Source organism: Cellulosimicrobium sp. SJTW-1 (assembly GCF_047716875.1).
Lineage (GTDB): Bacteria > Actinomycetota > Actinomycetes > Actinomycetales > Cellulomonadaceae > Cellulosimicrobium > Cellulosimicrobium funkei.
The window spans coordinates 355670-377475 of record NZ_CP136680.1; the positions used below are offsets into that span (position 1 = coordinate 355670).

Genomic DNA, 21806 nt, shown 5'->3' on the forward strand with positions numbered 1-21806 from the left:
GGAAGACCTCACACGGGCTTAACGGGGGTCGCGCGCGGGGGAAACACGGCGTTCCTAGCGTCCTGGTCACTGACCGGGACCTGCTGAAGGAGCCGCCATGCCCGCGCCCACGAGCCCCACCACCCACGAGGGTGAGCAGTCCGCAGCCCGCCCGTCCGGCGTCGCGCCCGCGACGCCGCCCGCCCCGGGACTCGCCCCGGCACCACCGAGGACGCCGCACCGCCGCTCCGGGCGGTGGATCGACCGCTGGGACCCGGAGGACCCGACGTTCTGGCGCGACGGCGGCCGCCGGGTCGCGACCCGCAACCTGGGGATCTCGGTGTTCGCGGAGTTCCTCGGCTTCGCGGTCTGGGCGCTGTGGTCGATCGTCGTGCCGCAGCTCCCCGCCGCCGGGTTCACCTTCACCGTGGACCAGCAGTTCTGGCTCATCGCCGTGCCGAGCCTCGTCGGCGCGACGCTGCGCATCCCGTACACGTTCGCCGTGCCCCTGTTCGGCGGGCGCAACTGGACGGTCGTGTCCGCCCTCCTCCTGCTGCTCCCGACGGCGGCGCTCGCGGTCGTCGTGCAGGACCCCGGGACGTCGTTCGGCGTGATGCTGGCCGTCGCGGCGCTCGCCGGCTTCGGCGGCGGCAACTTCGCGTCCTCGATGGCGAACATCTCGTTCTTCTACCCGGAGCGGGAGAAGGGCAAGGCGCTGGGCCTCAACGCCGCGGGCGGCAACCTGGGGACGGCGGTCGTGCAGCTCGCGGTGCCGCTCGTCATCGTCGCCGGGGCGGGTGTCGCGCTCGAGCGCGCGGGCCTCATGATGATCCCGTTCGTCCTGCTCGCGGCGTTCCTCGCGTGGCGGTTCATGGACAACCTCGCCACGGCGAAGGCGGACCCGCGGTCGTTCGCCGTCGCGACGCGGAACCGGCACACGTGGATCATCTCGTTCCTCTACATCGGGACGTTCGGGTCGTTCATCGGCTACGCCGGTGCGTTCCCGACGCTCCTCGCGGGCCAGTTCCCGGAGGTCACGCTCTCGATCGCGTTCCTCGGCGCGCTGGTCGGCTCGGTGTCCCGGCCGCTGGGCGGCATCGTCGCGGACCGCCTGGGCGGCGCGCGCGTGACGATCGCGTCGTACGGGGTCATGGCGCTCGGTGCGGTCGGCGCGATCCGGGCGCTGGAGACGCACAGCTTCGGCCTCTTCTTCGCGTCGTTCCTCGTCCTGTTCGTCGCGACGGGCGTCGGCAACGGCTCGACCTACCGGATGATCCCGGCCGTCTTCCAGGCGAGCGCGGCGCGGGCCCTCGACGGCCCGACGGCGAGCGACCCCGCGGCTCTGGCCGCGGCCCGGGTCCGCGCCCGCCAGGCCGCGGCCGGGTGCATCGGGATCGCGGGCGCCGTCGGCGCGTTCGGCGGGTTCCTCATCCCGCGCGGGTTCGCCGCGTCGACGAGCCTCTCCGGCTCGCTCGTCCCCGCCCTGTGGACGTTCGTGGGGATGTACGCGGTGATGGCGGTCGTCGCGTGGGCGGTCTACCTGCGCAAGGGCTCGGCCCTCGCCGCGGCCGGGATCTGAGCGTGGACACCCACTGCCCCTACTGCGCGCTCCAGTGCGGCATGACGCTCGCACCCGCGCGCGGCCCGCTGCCGGTCGCGGTCGCCCCGCGCGACTTCCCGACCAACCGCGGTGGGCTGTGCCAGAAGGGCTGGACGAGCGCGACGGTCCTGCGCGCACCCGACCGGCTGACGAGCCCGCTCCTGCGCGGGCCCGACGGCGAGCTCCGGCCCGCCCCGTGGGACGAGGCCCTCGACGTGGTCGCGGCCGGGATCGAGCGGGTCCAGGCCGCGCACGGCCGCGACGCCGTCGCGGTGTTCGGGGGCGGCGGCCTGACGAACGAGAAGGCGTACGCGCTTGGGAAGTTCGCGCGCACGGTGCTGCGGAGCGCGAACATCGACTACAACGGGCGGTTCTGCATGGCGTCCGCCGCGGCGGGGGCGAACCGCGCGTTCGGCGCCGACCGCGGGCTCCCGTTCCCGCTCGCCGACCTCGGCGGCGCGGACGCCGTGCTGCTGCTCGGGTCGAACGTCGCCGAGACGATGCCGCCGTCCGTCCAGCACCTCGCCGGCGTGCGGGCGCGGGGCGGGCTCGTCGTCGTGGACCCGCGCCGCAGCGCGACGGCGGCGCTCACGGGGGAGGCGGGGGACGCCGTCGGGCAGGGGGTGCACCTGCAGCCGGTCCCGGGCACCGACCTCGTGGTGCTGCTCGCGCTGCTGCACGTCGTGGTCGCGGAGGGGCTCGCGGACACGGCCTACCTCGACGCGCGCACGACCGGGTTCGACGACGTCCGCCGGTCCGTCGCCGGGTGGTGGCCCGAGCGCGCGGAGACGGTGTGCGGGGTGCCGGCGGGACGGCTGCGGCACGTCGCCCGGCTGCTCGCGGCGGCGTCGCCCGTCCACGGGGGTGCGGGTGCGTACGTGCTCACGGGCCGCGGCGTCGAGCAGTCCGCGCAGGGCACGGCGACCGTGACCGCGGCGATCGACCTCGCGCTCGCCCTCGGCCTGCCCGGCCGGGTGGGGTCCGGGTACGGCGCGATCACCGGCCAGGGCAACGGGCAGGGCGGACGCGAGCACGGGCAGAAGGCGGACCAGCTCCCCGGGTACCGCAGGATCGACGACCCGGCGGCCCGCGCGCACGTCGCCGCGGTGTGGGGCGTCGACCCGGCGACGCTCCCCGGTCCTGGGATGCCCGCCGTCGAGCTCCTGCGGTCGCTCGGCGCGCGGCCCGGACCGGGCGGTGCGACCACGACCTACGCCGAGGACGGGCGCCCGCGCGCCTTGCTCGTGCACGGGTCGAACGTCGTGGTCAGCGCCCCGGACGCGGACCGGGTCGCGGCGAACCTGCGCGCGCTCGACCTGCTCGTCGTGTGCGACCTCGTGCCGTCGGAGACGGCGCTGCTCGCGGACGTCGTGCTGCCCGTGACGCAGTGGGCCGAGGAGGAGGGCACCATGACGTCGCTCGAGGGACGCGTGATCCGACGGCGCCGCGCGGTCGACGCGCCGGGCGACGCACGGTCCGAGCTGTGGATCCTGGCGGAGCTCGCGCGTCGGCTGGGATCGCCGGTCTCCTTCCCGACCGACCCGGCCGTCGTCTTCGACGAGCTCGCGCGCGCGTCCGCGGGCGGCGTCGCGGACTACGCCGGGCTCAGCCACGCGCGCCTCGACGCGGACGAGGCGGACGGCGGCCCGGGCCTGCACTGGCCGGTGCCGTCCCCCGACCACCCGGGCACCCCGCGGATGTTCCTCGACCGGTTCCCGACGCCGGACGGACGTGCCCGCCTGGTCGCGGTCGACCACACGGGCCCGAGCGACGACGTGCGGCCCGACGCGCCGCTCTACCTCGTCACGGGCCGCGTGCTCCAGCACTACCAGTCGGGCGCGCAGACCCGGCGCGTGCCGGAGCTCGACCGACTCGTCCCGGAGCCGTTCGTCGAGGTCCACCCGGTCCTGGGCACGCGCCTCGGCATCGACGACGGAGACCGGGCGCGCCTCACGACCGCGCGCGGCGCGATCGAGGCGGTCGTGCGGTGGACGGACCGCGTCCGGCCGGACACGGTCTTCATGCCCTTCCACTGGGGCGGCGAGGGCAGCGTCAACCGCGTGACGACCGACGCGACCGACCCCGTCTCCGGGATGCCGGAGTTCAAGGTCTGCGCCGTGGACGTGCGACGCGCCCCTGCGCTCCAGGAGGTCGTGGGATGACGCGCGTCGTCGTGGTCGGTCACGGCATGGTCGGGTCGCGGTTCGCGGGCGACCTCGCGGCGCGGTGCGGGGGGTCCGCCGACGTCGAGGTCACCGTGCTCGGCGCGGAGGAGCACGAGCCGTACAACCGCGTGCTGCTCAGCGAGGTCGTCGCGGGCCGGGCCGACCTCGCGGCGATCGCGCTGCCCGCCACGGACGACCCTTGCGTGACGGTCCGGCGCGGCACCGAGGCCCTCGCGATCGACCGGGCGTCGCGCCGCGTCCTCACGGGCGAGGGTGCCTACCCGTACGACGTCGTCGTGCTCGCGACGGGCGCCGCCGCGCGCGTCCCCGAGGTGCCCGGCCTCACCGGCCTGCCCGGCGGCCTGCCGCGCGGCGCGCACGTCCTGCGGACGCTCGACGACGCGCGCGCGATCGTCGCGGGGTCGCTCGACGCGCGGCACGCCGTCGTCGTGGGGGCGGGCGTCCTCGGCCTGGAGGTCGCGTGCGGGCTCGCGCGTCGCGGCGTCGCCGTGAGCCTCGTGCACGGCGGCGCGAGCGTGATGGACCGCCAGCTCGACCGTGCGGCGGGCGGCGTCGTCGCGCGCGGTCTCGCCGGCCTCGGGGTGCGCGCCTGGACCTCAGCCCGGACCGAGCGCGTGGTCGTGGCCGGCGGCAGCGTGCGGGGCGTGACGCTCCGCGTGCCCGACGTTGGCCCGCACGACCCCGCGGCGGATCGGCCGGGCGCGGCCGGGGGAGTGCCGGACGGCGTGCGTCGCGTCGACCTCGACGCCGACCTCGTCGTGCTCGCGTGCGGCACCGTGCCCGAGGCCGGGCTCGCACGGGCGGCGGGGCTCACGGTCGACCGTGGGGTCGTCGTCGGGCCCGACCTCGCCAGCCCGGACGACCCGCGCGTGTTCGCGATCGGCGACTGCGCCCAGCCGCCCGAGGGCGGCACCGGGCTGATCGCCCAGGGGTGGGACCAGGCGCGCCGGCTCGCGCAGCACCTCGCGGAGCGGCTCGCCGCCGGGGCCGACGGCGCGGGGAGGCCGGGCGCCGCGCAGGGGGCCGCGCCCGACCGGCGGCGTGCGCGCCGAGGACCGGCCGCCGACCGGCCGAGCGTGGCGCTGCGGCTCGCCACGGACGTCGTCGCGCGCCCGCTCGAGCCGACGGCCGACCCCGGGGTCGGCACGCGCGCGACCGCCGGGACCGACGTCGTGCGGCTCAAGGCGGCGGGGCTCGAGATCGTGACGATGGGCGTGTGCGGCGAGCGTCGCGCGCCCGACGCGGCGCACCGGTCCGTGACGCTGAGCGACCCGGCGGCGGGGCGGCACGTCGAGGTCGTCGTCGCGGACGGGCTGCTCGTCGGCGCCACGTGCGTCGGCGCGCCCGAGGTGGGCGCCGACCTCGCCGCCGCGTACACGCGCCGAGTCCCCGTGCCCGCCGACCCGGCCCACCTGCTGCTGCGCCCGGTCGCGCAGGCGCCCGCGCCGGCGTCGTCCCCGACGCTCATGCCCGACCGCACGACCGTGTGCACGTGCAACGGCGTGACCAAGGGCGACGTCGTGGGCTGCTGGCACGACGGCGCCCGGAGCGTCGACGACGTCGCACGGGCGACGCGCGCGACGACGGGCTGCGGCGGGTGCAAGGACGTCGTGTGCGGCCTGGTCGACTGGCTCGCGCAGACCGACCCGGAGCAGCCGCAGGCCGACGGCGCACGGGCGAGCGTCGGCCTCGGCGCGTGAGGTCGGCAAGCCCTGCCGAGATCGGCAGTCACGATCGCCGATCTGGACACGACCTGCCGGTCTCGCACCGCTCCGCCGACCTCACACGGCGGCGTCCGGCCGGGTGAGAACACCGTTACGGACGGGCAACGGGCGGGGCACGGTCGCGAAACCGCCCGTCCGTAGCGTCGTCAGCACCATCCCCGGGGGCCTCTCCTCGCTCGCGTCGGACCCCGCGGACGGTGACCGATCCGCCCCGACGCCCCCAGGAGCCCGCCGTGACCGGACCTGAGACCGATCCCGCCCCCGCCTCGGCCCCCGGTGCGCCCCGGCACCTCGTCGTCGTCGGCGGCGGCATGGTGGCGCAGCGGCTCGTCGAGGCGTTGCGCGCGCGCGACGCCGACGGCACGTGGCGCGTCTCGCTCTTCGCCGAGGAGCCGCGCAAGCCGTACGACCGCGTCGCCCTGACGAGCTACTTCTCGGCGCGCGACGCCGAGGAGCTCACCCTCGGCGACCCTGCCCTGTGGGACGACCCGCTGGTCACGCTGCACCGCGACTGCGCGGTGACGTCGATCGATCGCGAGGCGCAGACCGTCACCGACCGGCTCGGGCGCGTGCACGCCTACGACGAGCTCGTCCTCGCGACCGGTTCGAACGCCGCGCGCCCCCCGATCCCCGGCAACGAGCTGCCCGGCGTGTTCGTCTACCGCACGATCGACGACGTCGCGGCGCTGCGCGGCTGGGTCGAGGAGAAGCGGCGCAACGCCACGACCGAGGGTGGCTGGGAACGCCCGGTGCGCGGCGCCGTCATCGGCGGCGGACTCCTGGGCCTCGAGGCCGCAGGCGCGCTCAAGGCCCTCGGCGCGCAGGCCACGGTCGTCCAGTTCGGCACGCACCTGATGGACGCGCAGATCGACCTGGGCGGCGGCGAGGCCCTCAAGCGCCTCATCAACGGCATGGGCATCGCGGTCCGGTGCGACACCGGGACCAAGGAGCTGAGGGTCTCCCGCAAGACCGGGCACGTGGGCCGGCTCGACTTCGCCGACGGCGGCCGGCTCGACGTCGACGTCGTGGTCCTCGCGACGGGCGTGCGGCCGCGCGACGAGCTCGCGCGCGCGGCGGGGCTCGCGGTCGGGGAGCGCGGTGGCGCCGTCGTGGACCTCGCGTGCCGCACCGAGGACGAGCACGTGTGGGCGGTCGGCGAGGTCGCGTGCCTCGAGGGCCGGTGCCTCGGCCTGGTCGCGCCGGGCTACGCGATGGCGGAGGTCGTCGTGGACCGCCTGCTCGGCGGCGAGGCGACGTTCCCCGGCGCGGACACGGCGACCAAGCTCAAGCTCCAGGGGGTCGACGTCGCGAGCTTCGGCGACGCGCACGGCCGCACCGAGGGCGCGATGGAGCTCGTCTGGGCCGACCCGGTCGCGGGCGTCTACAAGAAGCTCGTCCTGTCCGACGACGCGCGCACCCTCCTGGGCGGGGTGTTCGTGGGCGACGCCGCGCCGTACGCGTCGCTGCGGCCGATGCTCGGCACGGAGCTTCCGGGCGACCCGGGGCTGTTCCTCCTTCCCGAGGGGTCCGGCGGCGGGGCGCCGAGCCTCGAGCTCCCCGACGACGCCACGGTCTGCTCGTGCAACAACGTCGGCGCGGGCGCGATCCGGGGCGCGGTCACCGAGCACGGCTGCACCGACCTCGCGGGCGTCAAGGCGTGCACGCGCGCGGGGACGAGCTGCGGGTCGTGCCTGCCGCTCGTCAAGAAGATCACGACGACCGAGCTCGCCCGGGCCGGCGTCGAGGTCTCGAACGCGCTGTGCGAGCACTTCGACCTCTCGCGCGCGCAGCTCTTCGACGCGGTGCGCGTCGCGGACCTGCACACGTTCAGCGAGATCGTCCGGCGGTTCGGCCGGGTGCCCGAGCCGGTCACCGACACGCAGGGTGCCGTGCTGGTGCGCGACGCCGGGCGCGGCTGCGACATCTGCAAGCCCACGATCGCGTCGATCCTCGCGTCGCTCGGCAACGGTCACGTCCTCGACGGCGAGCAGGCGACGCTGCAGGACACGAACGACCACGTCCTGGCGAACATGCAGAAGGACGGCACGTACTCCGTCGTCCCGCGCATCCCCGGGGGCGAGATCACGCCCGACGGGCTGCTCGTCATCGGGCAGGTCGCCAAGGACTTCGGGCTCTACACGAAGATCACGGGCGGCCAGCGCATCGACATGTTCGGGGCGCGCATCGAGCAGCTCCCGCACATCTGGCGCCGGCTCGTGGAGCACGGGTTCGAGTCCGGACACGCGTACGGCAAGTCGCTGCGCACGGTGAAGTCGTGCGTCGGGTCCACGTGGTGCCGGTTCGGCGTGCAGGACTCGGTGGGCATGGCCGTCGAGCTCGAGCTCCGGTACCGCGGCCTGCGCTCGCCGCACAAGATCAAGCTCGGCGTCTCGGGGTGCGCGCGCGAGTGCGCCGAGGCGCGCGGCAAGGACGTCGGCGTCATCGCGACGGACAAGGGCTGGAACGTGTACGTCGGCGGCAACGGCGGGTTCACGCCCCGGCACGCGCAGCTCCTCGCCGAGGACCTGGACGACGAGGCGCTCGTCCGCACCGTCGACCGCTTCCTCATGTACTACGTCCGGACGGCCGACCGCCTGCAGCGCACGGCCGCGTGGGTCGAGGACCACGAAGGCGGTCTCGACGCGATCCGCGAGGTGGTCGTCGAGGACTCGCTCGGCATCGGTGCCGACCTCGACGCCGCGATGGCCCGCCACGTCGGCGACTACGAGGACGAGTGGCGCGCGGTCCTCGAGGACCCGGAGAAGCTGCGCCGCTTCGGCTCGTTCGTCAACGCGCCCGCCGAGCCCGACCCCGACCTCGCGTACGTCACCGAGCGCGGCCAGATCCGGCCCGCGACGGCCGACGAGCGCGCCGCCCTCGAGGAGGCCCGCGCCGCGGGTCTCGCCACCGTCCCCGCCGGCCCCGTGGTGATCGCCGGCACGACCCTGGAGGTCCGTCGATGATCGTCGTGCCAGCAGAGCAGGCCGCGTACCCCGGGGAGACGCCGACGTCGGACGCGGCGGGGTGGGAGCGCGTGTGCCTCCTGCGCGACCTCCTCGTCGAGCGCGGCGCCGCCGCCCTCGTCGGCGGGGTGCAGGTCGCGCTGTTCCGCCTCCCCGACGACACGGTCCGCGTCGTGCAGCAGCGCGACCCGTTCTCCGGTGCGAACGTCCTGTCGCGCGGCATCGTCGGCACGCGCGGGGGCGTGCCGACGGTCGCCGGCCCCATGTACAAGCAGGTCTTCGACCTCACGACCGGCCGGTGCCTCGAGGCCGCCGGGTACGTGCCCGTCCAAGGCCTCGCGCCGGACCTGGCGACGTGGCCCGCCGAGGTGCGCGACGGCGTCGTGCACGTGGGCGTGCGCCCCCACGCCGCCGGGCCCGCGGACGGTGCGTCGTGACGACGCTCCTCGGGATCGACCTCGCCGGGCGCACGGTGCTCGTCGCGGGCGGCGGCCCCGTCGCGGCCCGCCGCGCGCGGGCGATGGCCGACGACGGCGCGCACGTCCGCGTCGTCGCGCCCCACGTCTGCGAGGACCTGCGCGATCTCGTCGCCGCCTCGCTGCGCGCCCCGCTCCGGGCACCCTCACCCGCCGGGCTGCGGGCCGACGGCGAGGTCGCGCCGGGTGGTCGTGTCACCTGGGCGCCGCGCGAGGTCCGTGAGTCCGACGTCGAGGACGCGTGGCTCGTGCTCGCGGCGACGGACGACTCGGGGACCGACCGCGACGTCGCCGCGTGGGCGGCGGCGCGCCGCACCTGGTGCGTCCACGCCGGGGCCGCGCACGAGGGCACCGCCCGCACGCCGGCGACGACCCGCAGCGGCGACGTGCTCGTCGGGGTCGTCACGGACGTCCCCGCGGCCGGCGTTCCGGCGGACGGGTGCGCTCGGGAGCGACGAGAGGCCGACAGCCCGGGGGAGCGACGAGGCGCCGACCCGCGGCGGGCGCGCGCGGTGCGCGACGCGATCGCCGAGCACCTGCGCTCCGGCGGCGCCGACCAGCGCCACCACCGTCCGGCGCCGGGAGGCCTGGGGCGCGTGACGCTCGTCGGGGGAGGGCCCGGCGCGGTCGACCTGCTCACGGTTCGGGGCCGTCGGGCGCTCGCGGAGGCCGACGTCATCGTCGCGGACCGGCTCGGGCCGGTCGACGTGCTCGACGAGCTCGCGCCCGGCGTCGAGGTGATCGACGTCGGCAAGACCCCCGGGAACCACCCCGTGCCGCAGCACGAGATCAACACGATCCTCGTCGAGCAGGCGCAGCGCGGGCGGCGCGTCGTACGGCTCAAGGGCGGCGACCCGTTCGTCTACGGGCGCGGCGGCGAGGAGGTGCTCGCGTGCCGCGCGGCGGGTGTGCCGGTCGACGTCGTGCCGGGCGTCTCGAGCGCGCTCAGCGTCCCCGCGCTCGCGGGCATCCCGCTCACGCACCGGGGCACGGTCGCCGCGTTCCACGTGGTGAGCGGCCACGACGGGCTCGACGCCGCCGCGCTCGCCGGGGTGCGCGACCGCACGGCTACGCTGGTGGTCCTCATGGGTGTCTCGCAGCTCGTACGCATCACGGCCCAGGCCCTCGACGCCGGGGCCGACCCTGCGCTGCCCGTCGCGATCGTGGAGAACGGGTCGACGCCCCGCCAGCGCGTGACGCGCGCCCCGCTCGGCGAGGTCGTGGAGCGCGCCGCCCAGGTCGGGGTCCGGGCGCCCGCGATCATCGTGGTGGGGGACGTCGCCGCCGCGGGACGGCTCGAACCGGACCCGGCGACGGTCGCGTGAGCGACTCCGGCCCCGACGGCGAGCGCCCCGCCCTCGGCCAGGTCATGGCGGGCTGCACCGTGCTCGTCACGGCCGACCGCCGCAAGAGCGAGCTCGCCGCCGCGCTCCAGCGCCGGGGCGCCGAGGTCCGCCACGCGCCCGCGCTGAGCATGATCCCGCACGCCGACGACGAGCAGCTCCTCGCGGGGACGCGTGACCTCGTCGAGCGACCGCCGGACGTCGTCGTCGTGACGACCGGCATCGGCTTCCGGTCCTGGGTCGAGGCCGCGGACGCGCACGGCCTCGCCGACCGCCTGCTCGAGGTGCTCGCCGACGCGCGGATCGTCGCGCGCGGACCCAAGGCGCGCGGCGCGATCCAGGCCGCCGGGCTCACCGCCGACTGGGTCGCCGAGTCCGAGACGTCGGCCGAGATCGCCGACGTGCTGCTCGGCGAGGGCGTCGCCGGGCTGCGGATCGCCGTCCAGCACCACGGCGCCGGGGCCGACGGCCTCGACGTCGTGTTCGCCGAGGCGGGCGCCGAGGTCGCGAGCCTCGTCGTCTACCGCTGGGGGCCGCCGCCCGACCCCGAGGCGCTGCGCGCGTCGGTCGAGGCCGCGGCCGTCGGGGAGATCGACGCCGTCGTGTTCACCTCCGCCCCCGGCGCCGAGGCGTGGCTGAGCGCCGCCGAGGAGCACGGCGTGGGGCGGCTCGTCGTGTCCCGGTTCCAGGACGGGTCGATGGTCGCGGCCGCCGTCGGTCCCGTCACCGCGCGGCCGCTCGAGCACCGCGGCGTCACGCCGCTGCAGCCCGAGCGCGGACGCCTCGGCGCGCTCGTGCGGACGCTCGTCGCGCACTACGAGCAGGCCGAGACGATGGCCCTCGCGACCGTCGCCGGGACGCTCCAGATCCGCTCGCGCGTCGCCGTGCTCGACGGCGAGGTGCTGCCCCTGTCGCCCAGCAGCCTCGAGGTGCTGCGCCTCCTCGCCGCGCGCCGCGGCGAGGTCGTCACGCGCGACGACGTGCTCGACGTCCTGCCCGGCGACTCGCGCGACCCGCACGCGGCCGAGGTCGCGGTCGCGCGCCTGCGCGAGGCCACCGGCCGCCGGGACCTCGTCAAGACCGTCGTCAAGCGCGGATACCGATTGGAGCTCGCATGAGCCCGGACAGCCCCACCTCCCTCGACGCCGTCGCCGGCGCTCCGGCCGCCCCGCGCGCCGCGGCGCCGGTGCTCGTCGGCTGCTCCCACGGCACGGACGACCTCGCGGGGCGCGCGGTGGTCCGCGCCCTCCTGGACGACGTGCGCGCGGCCCGCCCCGACCTCGACGTGCGCGAGGCGTTCGTGGACGTCCAGCAGCCCGAGGTGGCGGACGTCGTGACGGCCGTCGTCGCCCCGTCCGACGGCGGGGCGCCCGGCGACGCCGTGGTGGTGCCGCTCCTGCTCTCCGCCGGGTTCCACGTGAGCGTGGACGTCGCCGCGGCCGTCGAGGACCGCGGCCCCGGCGCCGGGGCCGCTGCCGCGTCGGGGCCGCTCGGCCCCGACCCGCGCCTCGTGGACCTGCTCGCCGAGCGGCTCGCGGAGGCCGGGCTGCGCGACGGCGACGCCGTCGTGATCGCCGCCGCGGGGTCGAGCCGCCCGGGCGCCGCGCGCGACGTCGAGGCGCTCGCCGCCGGGCTCCGCGAGCGCGTCCCCGGCCCGGTCTCCGTCGGCTACGGCGCCATGGCGACCCCTACGGTGACCGACGCCGTCGCCGCCGCCCGCGCGGGCCTCCCCCCGGGCGGGCGCGTCGTCGTCGCGGCCTACCTCCTCGCGCCCGGTTTCTTCTACGACCGGGTGCTGGAGGCGGGCGCCGACGTCGTGACCGGCCCGCTCGCGCCCGACGCGCGGCTCACCGCGATCGTGCTCGACCGGTACGCCGACGCCGCCGCCGGGCTGCGCCCTACGCCCTGAGGACCGGGCGGGTGCGCGGTGCGAGGAGGGCGACGCCCGCCGCGAGCAGCACCGTGACCCCGAAGCACACGACGTACGACGCCAGGCCGAGCGCGGGGTGCAGGGCCCACAGGAGCGACCCGGTGACGGCGAGCGCGGTCGCGGCGGCGACGGCGTCGGACACCTGGAGCGCGGACGAGTTCGCGCCCTGCTCGGCGACGGGCGAGAGCTCGAGCGTGAGCACGGACAGCGTCGGGTGCGTCATGCCCATGCCGAGCCCGGCGAGGGTCCACGCGACCATCCCGACCACGGGCGGCACGGCGGTCCAGGCGAGCAGCGCGGCGCCGCCGATCCCGAGCGCGACGAGCGTCCCGCCGAGGCGCACGTAGCCCGCGTGCTGGAGACCCCAGGTCGCCCGGCCGCGGAGCCACGACCCCGTCGACCACCCGACGGCGCCGAACGTCAGCACGGCGCCCGCGAGCGACGGCGAGAGGCCACGCTCGTGCGACAGCAGGAGCGGGAGCAGCACCTCGGCGCCGGTGAACGCGGCCGCGACGAGGCCGCGGATCGCGATGACGCTCGGCAGGCCGCGGGCCGCGCGGGTCGTGCCGCGGGGGAGCAGGCGGGGGACGGCGAGCGCGACGGCGGCGAGCGACGCGACGAGCAGGGCCGCGAGCCCGACCCCGTGCAGCTGCCCCGCGTAGTTGAGCGCCCCGATGCCGACGGCGGCGACGACGGCCCAGGTGAGCGACGCCTGGCGCGCGGTCCGGTCGAGCGGCGGCTCGGCGTCGTCGGGCCGGTCCGTGGGCGCCGAGGCGGGCTCGGGGGCCGAGCCGCGGGCGGCGCGCATGCCCGGGTGCATGAGGAACAGCGCGGGCACCGCGAGGACCGGGACGGCGAGGAACACCCAGCGCCACCCGACGTGCTCGACCACGAGCCCGGCGATGGCGGGCCCGACGATCGACGGGATCACCCAGGCCGCCGCGAACGCGGCGAAGACCTTCGGACGCCGGTCGGTGGGGAAGACGCGCGCGACGAGCACGTACAGCGCGACGATGTACAAGCCGGTCCCGACGCCCTGGAGCACGCGGCCCGCGACGAGCACGAGCATGTCCTGCGCCAGCCCGGCGACGAGCAGCCCCGCGAGGAAGAGCCCGATGCCGGTCCACAGCGGGGTGGTCGGCCCCGCGCGGTCGCTCCAGCGGCCGGACGCCACCATGCCGACGACGCTCGACGCGAGCGACGCGGCGAACGCGAGCGTGTACAGGGTGAGGCCGTCGAGTTCGACGGCGACCGTCGGCATGGCGGTCGCGACGGCGAGCGCCTCGAACGCGCCGAGGAACACGAACGCGACCATGCCGAACAGCACCGTGCGCTGCGTCCCGGGCGAGAGCGCACCCGCCTCGGCGGGGTCGGCCGCGGGCGCGCCGACGTCTGCCGTGCCGACGTCTCCCGTGCCGGCCTCGAACGTGCCGGTCTCGTCCGCGCCGGGCGCGGGGGAGCCGTACGCCGGTGCGTCGGCGTCGGTGCGGGGGTCCGCCGTCATACGAGAACGACCTTTCCGGTGGTGGCGCGCGCTTCGAGCTCGCGGTGGGCGCGCGCGGCCTCCGCGAGGGGGATCTGGTGCGTGACGACCCGCCACGTCCCGTCCGCCGCGAGCGCGAGCGCGCGCTCCTGCAGCGTGGACAGGTCTCCCCAGGGTCGGGCCCGGGGTCCCACGGCCCACCGTACGTCCGGCGTGCCGCCCGCGGCCCCCGATTTCTCGTCCGGGTGGTCGACGTCACCGGCCCGGTTCGGTGCCCCCGACGCCCAGCCGTAGAGCACGAGGCGACCGGTCGGTGCGACGAGGCTCGCGGCGTCGGCGCCCGCGTCGCCGCCGACGCCGTCGAGGAGCACGGTCGCGCCCTCCGGAGCGTGCTGCCCGACGGCGGCCCGCGCCTCGTCGAGCCAGGCGTCCGCCCGGTAGTCGACGGCGGCGAGTCGATCCTCCTGCGCCTCCCTGGCGAGCGACCGGACGAGCGCGACCTTCTCCGGCCCGCCGGCGAGCGCGACGACGCGCGCCCCCGCCGCGAGCGCGCTCTGGACGAGCAGCGTGCCGAGCCCGCCGGCCGCGGCCGTGACGACGACGGTGTCCGTCGCGGTCAGCTCCGCCAGGTCGAGGACGCCGACGGCGGTCCGCCCGGTGCCGATCATGGCGAGCGCGTCGGGCGCCGTGACGTGGTCGGGGATGCGGTGCAGCGCCTCGACGGGCACGACGGCGAGACGCGCGTACCCGCCGCCGTCGGGCGTGGCGCCGAGGTGGGCCGCGACCCGTCGCCCGCGCCACGCGACGTCGACGCCCGGCCCGACGACGTCCACCACCCCGGCGACCTCGCGCCCGGGGATCGTCGGGAGGGCGGGGAGCGGAAGGGGGCCGCCCGTGGCCTCGCCCCGGCGCAGGGTCGTGTCGAGCAGGTGGACGCCGTGCGCGCGCACGGCGACCCGCACCTGGCCGGGGCCGGGGACCGGGTCGGGGACCTGGTCCAGCACGAGGTTCTCGGGTGGTCCGAACGCGTGCAGGCGGATGGCGTCCACGGGTGCTCCTTCAGGGTCGGGGTCGTGCTGGGCGGTCGTGCTGGCCGGTCGTGCCGGGCGGTCGTGCTGGGCGGTCGTGCCGGGCGACGCGGTCGGTCTCCGGGCGAACGGCTTCGCTGGTGCGGTCGCGCGGCGTCGCGGTCACGCGGCCCGAAGGTCGCGCCCTGCTAGTCTCGAACCTCAACATTTGTTCAGGTCAAGCGCCCGTGCCGACGGACGGACTGCCGTGTCCGCCGCGTCGCGGCGAGACCCGTCCGCGTGGAGGAACCGCCGTGCCCGACGCCGCCCCGTCCCCGAGCGACGAGCTCACCGTCGGCCAGCTCGCGGCGCGCAGCGGCGTCGCCGTGTCCGCGCTGCACTTCTACGAGCGCGAGGGGCTCATCACGAGCCGCCGGACGCCTGGCAACCAGCGGCGCTTCACGCGCGAGACGCTGCGGCGGGTCGCGTTCGTGCGCGCGTCGCAGCGCGTGGGCATCCCGCTCGCCCGGATCCGCGCCGCGCTCGCGACGCTCCCCGGGGACCGCACGCCGACGGCGAAGGACTGGCACCGGCTCTCGGCCGGGTGGCACGCCGACCTCGACGCGCGCATCGAGCAGCTCACGCGCCTGCGCGACCACCTCACGGACTGCATCGGCTGCGGGTGCCTGTCGCTGCGCCGATGCGTCCTCGTCAACCCGCACGACGCGCTCGCCGACGAGGGCCCTGGCCCCCGCACGCTGCTCGTCGAGGGGATCGAGGACTAGCCAGGGGGCGCCGAGCGTCCGGCCCGCTGCCGGGCCGCGTGGCAGGACCGTGGCGCGGGGCCCGCCGACGAGGCCGTCAGTCCGGTGCGCGCAGCGACCCGAACGTCGGGCGGTGGCGCAGGGCGAACCCGAGCCGCTCGTAGACCCCGATCGCGCCGACGTTCTGCGCCGCGGCGTGGAGGAACGCGCGGTCGCCCCGCTCCTGCACGTGGAACGCGATGTCGCGCACGAGGCGTGAGGCGAGGCCGCGCCCGCGGTGGTCGGGGTCGGTCGTCACGGCGCTGATCTCGGTCCACCCCGCGGGCCGCAGGCGCTCGCCCGCCATGGCGACGAGGCGCCCGTCGCCGTCGCGGAACCCGACGTACCGGCCGAGGAGGTAGGTCCGCGCCTCGAAAGGACCCGGTCGGCTGCGCTCGACGAGCGCGAGCATCTCCGGGACGTCGTCCGCGCCGAGCACGACCGCCTCCGGGTCGGGTCGGGTGACGAGGCGCTCGGTCTCGACGAGCTGGACGCCCTCGACGCGGGCCTCGACCGTCCAGCCCTGCGGCGGCTCGACCCCGACCGGCGGCGCCGAGAAGTGCCCGCCCGGGCCGACGAGCGCGGCGATCGCGTCCCACACGCCCGGGTCGGTCCACGAGCGCACGCCCGTGATCGGGGAGACGTCGGCCGGGTAGCGACGCGCCAGGTCGTCGCCCTCGGCGAGGTGCGCGTGCGCGCCGGTGAGCGCGCTCCACGACGGGTTGTCCAGGGCCGGGTCGTCGACGCCGGTGGTGCCGGGCCCCGTGCTCGTCGCGGTCATGCTGCTCCTCCTCGCCCGGTCGCCCGGGTGCCGTGCCGTCGTCGCGGCCGTCCGGCCGTGCGTGTCCTCCGGGGCGAACGCGTCCGGGCGGTCGCCTCTTCCCGGCGCGCTCAGCCGTGCCACCGGTCCCGGTGCACGACCTCCGCGAGCGGGCGCCGCCGCGGCTCGGACCAGCGGCCCCGGGTCGGGTACCCGAGCGGGAGCAGGCCCATCGTCAGCGCGTCGTCGGGCAGGCCGAGCAGCGCGGCGACGTCGCGCTCCCGGACGGTGTGGAAGGTCGTGAGCGTCGTCCCGATCCCGTAGGCCCGGGCCGCGAGGACGAGGTTCTGCACCGCGCCGTAGATCGAGGCCCCGAGCCGGGGGTCGGCCGAGCGCGCCGCGTCCCGCAGCACCGGCACGACCCACACCGGGGCCTCCTCCAGGTGCAGCGCCAGCTGCTCGACGGCGCGGAAGCCCGCCTCGCTCACGCCGGCGTCGTCGGTCGCGGCACCGAGGACGGCGTCGCGGCGGTCCCCGTACGCCGCGCGCCACCCCTCGCGGTACCAGGCGGCGATCTGGGCCTTCGTCGCGGGGTCCCGCACGACGACCCACGCCCACCGCTGCCGGTTGCCCCCGCTGGGCCCGCGGACCGCGGCGTCGAGGATCGCGTCGAGCACGTCGTCGGGCACCGGGTCGGGCGAGAGGTAGCGGCGCGACGGCGTCGAGTGGAGCGCGCGCAGGACGGGCAGGTCCTCGGGTGTGGTCACGGTCGCCGAGGGTACGGGCGGGCAAGCGGCGCGACCGCGGTTCGTGGCCGTCGTCTCGCAGCCTGGGCACCCCTGCGACACGTCCTGCTCCACCGGCCGGCGTGGAGAGCAGGCGGACGCCGGAGCGGCCGGCGGGCGACGGCGGCTCGGCCGCGGCGCAGCCGGGGCTCACCAGTTCTTGGTGCCGCTCCCGCTGCTGTCGCCCGGGTCCGTGCCGGTGCCCGGCTGGTCCCCGTAGAGGTCGCGGTACTCCTGCTCGAGGCGCTCCTGCTCGTCGCGCGCCTCGGAGCCCTGCTGCTGGAGCTGCTCCTGGCGCTCCTGCTCCTCGCGCTCGGCCTGGCTCTGCTGGTCCTCGCCCTGCGCGCCGTCCCCGCCCGAGGCGTCCGACTGCTCGTCGCCCTCGGAGCCGTCGCCCTCGCCCTCCGAGGTGTCGCCACCGTCCTGGTTCTCGGGCTGCGCGTCCTGCGCCTCCTGCTGCTTGTCCTGGAGACGCTGCTGCGCGGCCGCGTCCTGCTCCTGCTGCTCGGGGGTCTGCTCGGACTCCCCGCAGTCGGGCCAGCCGCGGATCTGCTCGGCCGTCGCGTACTCCTGCTCGGCGTACTCGTACCAGTCCTGGACGTCCTGGCGCAGCTCCGCCGGGTCGGGCTCGGTGCCGTCCCCGTACGGGTCGAGCACCTCCTCGTCGTAGGGGAGTCCCGCATCGCGGGCGGCGATCGCCTCCTCGACGAGGGCGAGCTCCGCCGCCTTGCGGTCGGCGTAGGCCATGTCGCCGTCGCCCTGGATCTCGTACGTCAGCGACAGGTTCGTCTGGATCATGCACCGTTCCTCGGGAGACGCGTTCTCCGCGAGGTCGTAGGCGCGGTCGAGGGACCGGATCGCGTCGTACAGCGACCACGAGTCCTCGGTCCGCGCGAGCGCCGTCCCGTGGTTGTAGTGGGCCTTCCACGGCTCGACGAGGTTGAGCGTCCGCTGGAGGCCGTACGTGCTCGCCGCGCCCTCGGTGTCGCCGGCGTCGTAGCGGTCCTTCGCGAGCGAGGCGACTGGGGCGCGCAGGGCGAGCGTGAACCCCAGCACGAGGAGCACGAGCACGACGGGCAGGGTCCCGAGGAGCCACCACCGGCGCCGCCGCAGCCGCGCCGCGCGCAGGGCGGCCCCGCCGGTGGGCCGGGGCGCGCGGGCGCCGGGCGGGGGTGCCGGGGGAGGGGTCCAGGTCATCGGCGCACCTCCGCCCGGTCGGGTGCCGTCGGGCGGACGAGCGAGCGGCTCGCGGAGCGCGCCCAGAACCACGCCTCGACGCCGAGCAGCGCCACGAGCGCGAGGGCGAACGGCCACACGACCGGCCGGTACGCCGTGACGTCGCGGCGTCCGTCCGCCGCGACCTGCTGCGGGTCGACGCCCGCGACGAGCGACGCCGTCTCCGACGGCTCCTGCCGGTGCACGTACGGCACGCCGAGCTGGTCGGCGAGCGCGGTGAGCGTCGCCTCGTCCAGCACGGACAGCGCCTCGACGGGCTCGCCGCCGTCGCTCGGCTTCGACCAGTCGACGAGGTACTCCGCGTCCTCGGGGTCCACGTCCGGGTCGTACTCCTTCATGCGGCCTCCCTCGGCGGTCCCGTAGCCCAGCACCGCGCCGCCGTCGACGAGCGGTGCGAGGTCGGCGAACGACCGCGGCTCGCCCTCCGCCGTCTGCTCGCCGTCGGTGAGGAAGAAGACGAGCCGCACGTTGGCCGGGTGCTGCTCCGCCGAGCCCTCGAGCGCGGACCGCAGCTCGTCGAGCGGCCGGTCCGTGAGGGAGCCCTGCGAGTACCGCGTGATCTCGCGGTGGAACGTGTCGGCCCAGGAGGTGATCGCGCGCGCGTCCGTCGTCAGCGGCAGCTGGCGCGACGCCTGCGAGTCGAACGAGATGATCGAGTACCGCGCCCCGGGGATCGCCTCGGTGAGGCTCGTGATGTCGTGCCGCACGCCGTCGAGGCGCTCCTGGCCGCCCTCGGGCCCGTAGTCCTCGGCCGCCATCGACCCCGTGCGGTCGACGACGAAGAACATGTCGACGTTCGCGACCGACGTGTCGCGGTCCGTCGACGCGACCGAGGGCGCGATCCCGATGATGCCGAGCAGCACGACCGCCCCGGCGCGGCGCACCCACGCCGCGCGCGGGGCGCCCGGTCGGGGGGCGCCGTCGGGCCCCGGGCGCCCGGCCACGACCGCCTGCCACCCGGCGAGGCCGAGCAGCGGCAGCACGAGCAGCGCGAGCCCCCACAGGGGCACGAGCGGCTGGAACGTGAGTCCGGCGAGGTTCATCGGCGCGTCACTCCTTCACCCGCCACGCGACGACGAGCAGCAGCGCGACGCCGAGGACCGCGACGAGGAACCAGCCCGCGGGCCGGTCCGTGACGACCACCTCGGGGGACGCGTCGAGCTCGACGGCCTGCTGGGCGACGACGTCGTCGACCATGCCCTGCACCGCGGCCGGGTCGTCCGCGAGGAAGTACAGGCCGCCGCCCGACTCGACGGTCTCGCGGTACTCGGTCTCCTCAGGCGTGCCCTCGTAGCGCTGGGACCCGCCGAAGATGCCGTGCAGCGTGATGTCGCGCGACGCGACCAGGTCCGCCGCCTGCGGGAGCGTGTAGATCGGCTCGCCGGAGACGTAGTTGTCCGTCGCCAGGATGATCGAGCGCGAGCGCTCGGTGTCCTCCGCGTCGAACTGGAGCGCGCAGCTCGCGAGCCCGTCGCCGATGAGGCTCGCGCCCGAGAGGTTCGCCGTCGTGCCCGCCGTGAACTGCGCGTACTCGAGGATCTCCGCGTCGTCGGTGCCGCCCGTGTAGTCGAACGTCGCCGGGTCTTGGTCGAGCGCGGCGATCCCGGCCTGGAGCTCCTCCTGGACGAGCGTGTAGTCGTCCGTGAGCGGGAAGACCGTGCGCGACGACGAGTTGAAGATCGACAGCGCGATCCGCTCGCCCTCGAAGTTGTCCACGAGCTCCTGGAACACCTTGAGCACCGCGCCGTCGTACTCGATCATCGAGCCCGACACGTCGAGGCACAGCACGATGTCGCGCGTGCCGAGGCGGTCGACGACGACGTCCGTCTCGACCGGGCGGGCCGCGACCGCGCCCGCCCCGACGACCGCCACGAGCAGCCCCGCCGCGGTGAGGCCCTGCAGCACGCGGTAGCGGCGCACCCACGCGGCGAACGCCGGGACGCGCGCGAGGTAGTCGGAGTTCGCGACCCAGAGCACGCCCGCGTCCGCGTCGCGCGACCGGCGCCGCCGCGCGAGCCACCACGCCAGCGCCGCCGCCGCGAGCACCGCGACGACGAGGACGACCCACAGCCACGGCCACAGGATCGACGGGCCCTGCGGCCCGGGGACGACGGCGGCGCTCGCCGCGACGGGACGCGTCACCATCCGCGCACCACCGCCCGGGCGCGGTCGATGGAGTCCTCGCCGTCCGTCGAGCGCGCCGCCGGGTCGTTGTCGTGGTCCGCGAACGACGGCCGGTAGTAGCGCGCGATGAGCTGCGTGAGGCGGCCCGCCTCGGCGAGCTGCTGGATCTCCGAGAGCGTCATGGACGACGCGTCCTGGCCGAGCCGCCCGGTCGCGAAGCCGCGCATCTCCGCCGAGAGGGCGAGGTGCAAGGTGCGCTCGTCGAGCTCGCCCGCGCGGAACCGCTCGGCGACGGCGTCGAGGCGCCGCTCGTACTCCGCCCGCAGCGACGCGTACGGGTCGTGCGGGCCCGTGGGGAGCAGCGGCGCTGGGCGCGGGGCGTTCTTCTCCTCCGCGCTCGCGCGGGTCAGCCAGATCACGAGGAACACGACCGCGGCGGCCGCGAGGACCAGGACGACCCCCAGGGCCGTCCACCACCCCGAGTAGCCGACGGGGTCGACGAGCTCATCGACGGGCACGCTTCTGCCTCCCCAGGAGCTCGACGAAGCGTTGCAGGACGTCGTCGGACCCCTCGACGAGCACGCCCTCGACCTGGAGGGCGCGCAGCCGCTCGGCCACCTCGGCGCGCCGCTCGGCCAGCGCCTCGGCGGCGGGCGCCGCGAGCGCGGCCCGCCCGCGCAGGAACGGCGGCAGGCGCAGCGTGCCGTCGACGTCGGCCACCTCCCCGGTCCCGGCGCCCACCGGCGAGAGGTCCGCGACCTGCACGACCATCACCTCGTGACGCACGCGCAGCGAGCGCAGCAGCTGCTCGTGCTCGGCCGCCGGCCGGGCCTCGTCGGTGACGACGACCACGAGCGAGCGGCGCCGGAACGCCGTCTGCGCGCGGTCGAGCGGACGGGACAGGTCGCTCCCGGGAGCGTCCGGGCGCCACAGCCCCTCCACGGTGCGCAGCAGCACCTCGAGGTCGCGCGTGCTCGCCCGTGGCGGGAGCTGGACCAGGCGCTCGGCGTCGCCCGCGACGAGCGCGACGCGGTCGCCCCGGTCGCGGGCGAGGTAGGCGACGAGCGCGCAGCAGAAGCTCGCGATCTCCGCCTTCGTCTCCCCGCTCGGCGCCGTCGCGCCCATGGTGCGCCCCGTGTCCACGACGAGCACGAGGTTGAGGTTCGACTCGCGCACGAACCGGCGGATGATCGGCAGCCCGGCGCGCGCCGAGGACTTCCAGTCGATGTCGCCGACGTCCTCGCCCGGCGCGTACAGGTGCAGGTCGTCGAAGTCCTGCCCGTGCCCCTTGAACACCGAGCGGTGCCGGCCCTCGAGCAGGCCGGACGCCCGGCGCGCGACCGGCAGGTCGAGCCGGGCCCGGACCTGGGCGAGACGGGAGACGTCGGGCACGTGGTGCTCTCTCGG

General features: G+C 76.5%; 18 protein-coding genes. 9 read left to right on the top strand and 9 right to left on the bottom strand.

What is annotated here, in order from left to right:
- Positions 1–97: 97 nt before the first annotated feature.
- The 8 genes from RSE42_RS01680 (at position 98) to RSE42_RS01715 (ending at position 12180) form a co-directional block, all read left to right on the top strand.
- Positions 98–1558: an MFS transporter gene (locus tag RSE42_RS01680; RefSeq protein WP_415297705.1), complete on the top strand. Its 1461-nt coding sequence runs from the start codon at positions 98–100 to the stop codon at positions 1556–1558.
- 2 nt (positions 1559–1560) lie between these two features.
- Complete coding sequence (locus tag RSE42_RS01685; protein ID WP_415297706.1) at positions 1561–3741, top strand: molybdopterin oxidoreductase family protein; 2181 nt, start codon at positions 1561–1563, stop codon at positions 3739–3741.
- Positions 3738–5465 (top strand): FAD-dependent oxidoreductase, encoded by a 1728-nt coding sequence (locus RSE42_RS01690; RefSeq protein WP_415297707.1) that lies wholly within the window; start codon positions 3738–3740, stop codon positions 5463–5465. Before RSE42_RS01685 ends, RSE42_RS01690 begins: the two co-directional genes overlap by 4 nt.
- Before the next feature lie 257 nt (positions 5466–5722).
- Positions 5723–8452 carry a nitrite reductase large subunit NirB gene (gene nirB, locus RSE42_RS01695; protein ID WP_415297708.1) on the top strand — a complete coding sequence of 910 codons (2730 nt, stop codon included), beginning with the start codon at positions 5723–5725 and terminating at the stop codon, positions 8450–8452.
- Complete coding sequence (gene nirD, locus RSE42_RS01700; protein WP_415297709.1) at positions 8449–8889, top strand: nitrite reductase small subunit NirD; 441 nt, start codon at positions 8449–8451, stop codon at positions 8887–8889. Before nirB ends, nirD begins: the two co-directional genes overlap by 4 nt.
- Positions 8886–10253 (top strand): uroporphyrinogen-III C-methyltransferase, encoded by a 1368-nt coding sequence (gene cobA, locus RSE42_RS01705; protein WP_415297710.1) that lies wholly within the window; start codon positions 8886–8888, stop codon positions 10251–10253. The genes nirD and cobA overlap by 4 nt, the downstream gene beginning before the upstream one ends.
- Positions 10254–10297: 44 nt before the next feature.
- Complete coding sequence (locus RSE42_RS01710; protein ID WP_137280062.1) at positions 10298–11389, top strand: uroporphyrinogen-III synthase; 1092 nt, start codon at positions 10298–10300, stop codon at positions 11387–11389.
- The gene (locus tag RSE42_RS01715) at positions 11386–12180 is read left to right on the top strand and encodes a sirohydrochlorin chelatase (protein ID WP_415297711.1); all 795 of its coding nucleotides are present in this window, start codon (positions 11386–11388) and stop codon (positions 12178–12180) included. The genes RSE42_RS01710 and RSE42_RS01715 overlap by 4 nt, the downstream gene beginning before the upstream one ends.
- Here the strand turns inward: RSE42_RS01715 and RSE42_RS01720 are convergent.
- Both RSE42_RS01720 and RSE42_RS01725 read right to left on the bottom strand, forming a co-directional pair.
- A complete protein-coding gene (locus RSE42_RS01720) occupies positions 12170–13705 on the bottom strand; it encodes an MFS transporter (RefSeq protein WP_415297712.1) in 1536 nt (511 codons plus the stop codon). The genes RSE42_RS01715 and RSE42_RS01720 overlap by 11 nt on opposite strands.
- Positions 13702–14733, bottom strand: coding sequence for a zinc-binding dehydrogenase (locus RSE42_RS01725; protein WP_415297713.1), 1032 nt, complete (start codon positions 14731–14733; stop codon positions 13702–13704). Before RSE42_RS01725 ends, RSE42_RS01720 begins: the two co-directional genes overlap by 4 nt.
- Positions 14734–15005: 272 nt before the next feature.
- Between RSE42_RS01725 and soxR the strand changes: the two genes are divergently transcribed.
- Positions 15006–15476: a redox-sensitive transcriptional activator SoxR gene (gene soxR, locus RSE42_RS01730; protein ID WP_074804932.1), complete on the top strand. Its 471-nt coding sequence runs from the start codon at positions 15006–15008 to the stop codon at positions 15474–15476.
- A 76-nt stretch (positions 15477–15552) separates the two neighbouring features.
- Here the strand turns inward: soxR and RSE42_RS01735 are convergent, their stop codons facing one another.
- The 7 genes from RSE42_RS01735 to RSE42_RS01765 form a co-directional block, all read right to left on the bottom strand.
- Positions 15553–16275, bottom strand: a complete 723-nt coding sequence (locus tag RSE42_RS01735) for a GNAT family N-acetyltransferase (protein ID WP_415297714.1) — start codon at positions 16273–16275, stop codon at positions 15553–15555.
- Positions 16276–16385: 110 nt separating this feature from the next.
- Positions 16386–17021 (bottom strand): nitroreductase family protein, encoded by a 636-nt coding sequence (locus RSE42_RS01740; RefSeq protein WP_415297715.1) that lies wholly within the window; start codon positions 17019–17021, stop codon positions 16386–16388.
- 168 nt (positions 17022–17189) lie between these two features.
- On the bottom strand, positions 17190–18236 hold the full coding sequence (locus tag RSE42_RS01745) for a hypothetical protein (RefSeq protein ID WP_415297716.1): 1047 nt from the start codon (positions 18234–18236) through the stop codon (positions 17190–17192).
- On the bottom strand, positions 18233–19318 hold the full coding sequence (locus RSE42_RS01750; protein WP_415297717.1) for a vWA domain-containing protein: 1086 nt from the start codon (positions 19316–19318) through the stop codon (positions 18233–18235). Before RSE42_RS01750 ends, RSE42_RS01745 begins: the two co-directional genes overlap by 4 nt.
- 7 nt (positions 19319–19325) lie before the next feature.
- Positions 19326–20420, bottom strand: coding sequence for a vWA domain-containing protein (locus tag RSE42_RS01755; protein WP_415297718.1), 1095 nt, complete (start codon positions 20418–20420; stop codon positions 19326–19328).
- The gene (locus RSE42_RS01760) at positions 20414–20917 is read right to left on the bottom strand and encodes a hypothetical protein (RefSeq protein ID WP_043660582.1); all 504 of its coding nucleotides are present in this window, start codon (positions 20915–20917) and stop codon (positions 20414–20416) included. Before RSE42_RS01760 ends, RSE42_RS01755 begins: the two co-directional genes overlap by 7 nt.
- Positions 20904–21791 carry a DUF58 domain-containing protein gene (locus RSE42_RS01765; RefSeq protein ID WP_415297719.1) on the bottom strand — a complete coding sequence of 296 codons (888 nt, stop codon included), beginning with the start codon at positions 21789–21791 and terminating at the stop codon, positions 20904–20906. The genes RSE42_RS01760 and RSE42_RS01765 overlap by 14 nt, the downstream gene beginning before the upstream one ends.
- Positions 21792–21806: the final 15 nt, after the last annotated feature.

Coding starts and splice junctions, on each gene's coding strand:
- RSE42_RS01680 (WP_415297705.1), top strand. CDS start 98: ATGCCCGCGCCCACGAGCCCCACCACCCACGAGGGTGAGCAGTCCGCA.
- RSE42_RS01690 (WP_415297707.1), top strand. CDS start 3,738: ATGACGCGCGTCGTCGTGGTCGGTCACGGCATGGTCGGGTCGCGGTTC.
- nirD (WP_415297709.1), top strand. CDS start 8,449: ATGATCGTCGTGCCAGCAGAGCAGGCCGCGTACCCCGGGGAGACGCCG.
- RSE42_RS01710 (WP_137280062.1), top strand. CDS start 10,298: ATGGCGGGCTGCACCGTGCTCGTCACGGCCGACCGCCGCAAGAGCGAG.
- RSE42_RS01715 (WP_415297711.1), top strand. CDS start 11,386: ATGAGCCCGGACAGCCCCACCTCCCTCGACGCCGTCGCCGGCGCTCCG.
- RSE42_RS01720 (WP_415297712.1), bottom strand. CDS start 13,705: ATGACGGCGGACCCCCGCACCGACGCCGACGCACCGGCGTACGGCTCC.
- RSE42_RS01735 (WP_415297714.1), bottom strand. CDS start 16,275: ATGACCGCGACGAGCACGGGGCCCGGCACCACCGGCGTCGACGACCCG.
- RSE42_RS01745 (WP_415297716.1), bottom strand. CDS start 18,236: ATGACCTGGACCCCTCCCCCGGCACCCCCGCCCGGCGCCCGCGCGCCC.
- RSE42_RS01750 (WP_415297717.1), bottom strand. CDS start 19,318: ATGAACCTCGCCGGACTCACGTTCCAGCCGCTCGTGCCCCTGTGGGGG.
- RSE42_RS01755 (WP_415297718.1), bottom strand. CDS start 20,420: ATGGTGACGCGTCCCGTCGCGGCGAGCGCCGCCGTCGTCCCCGGGCCG.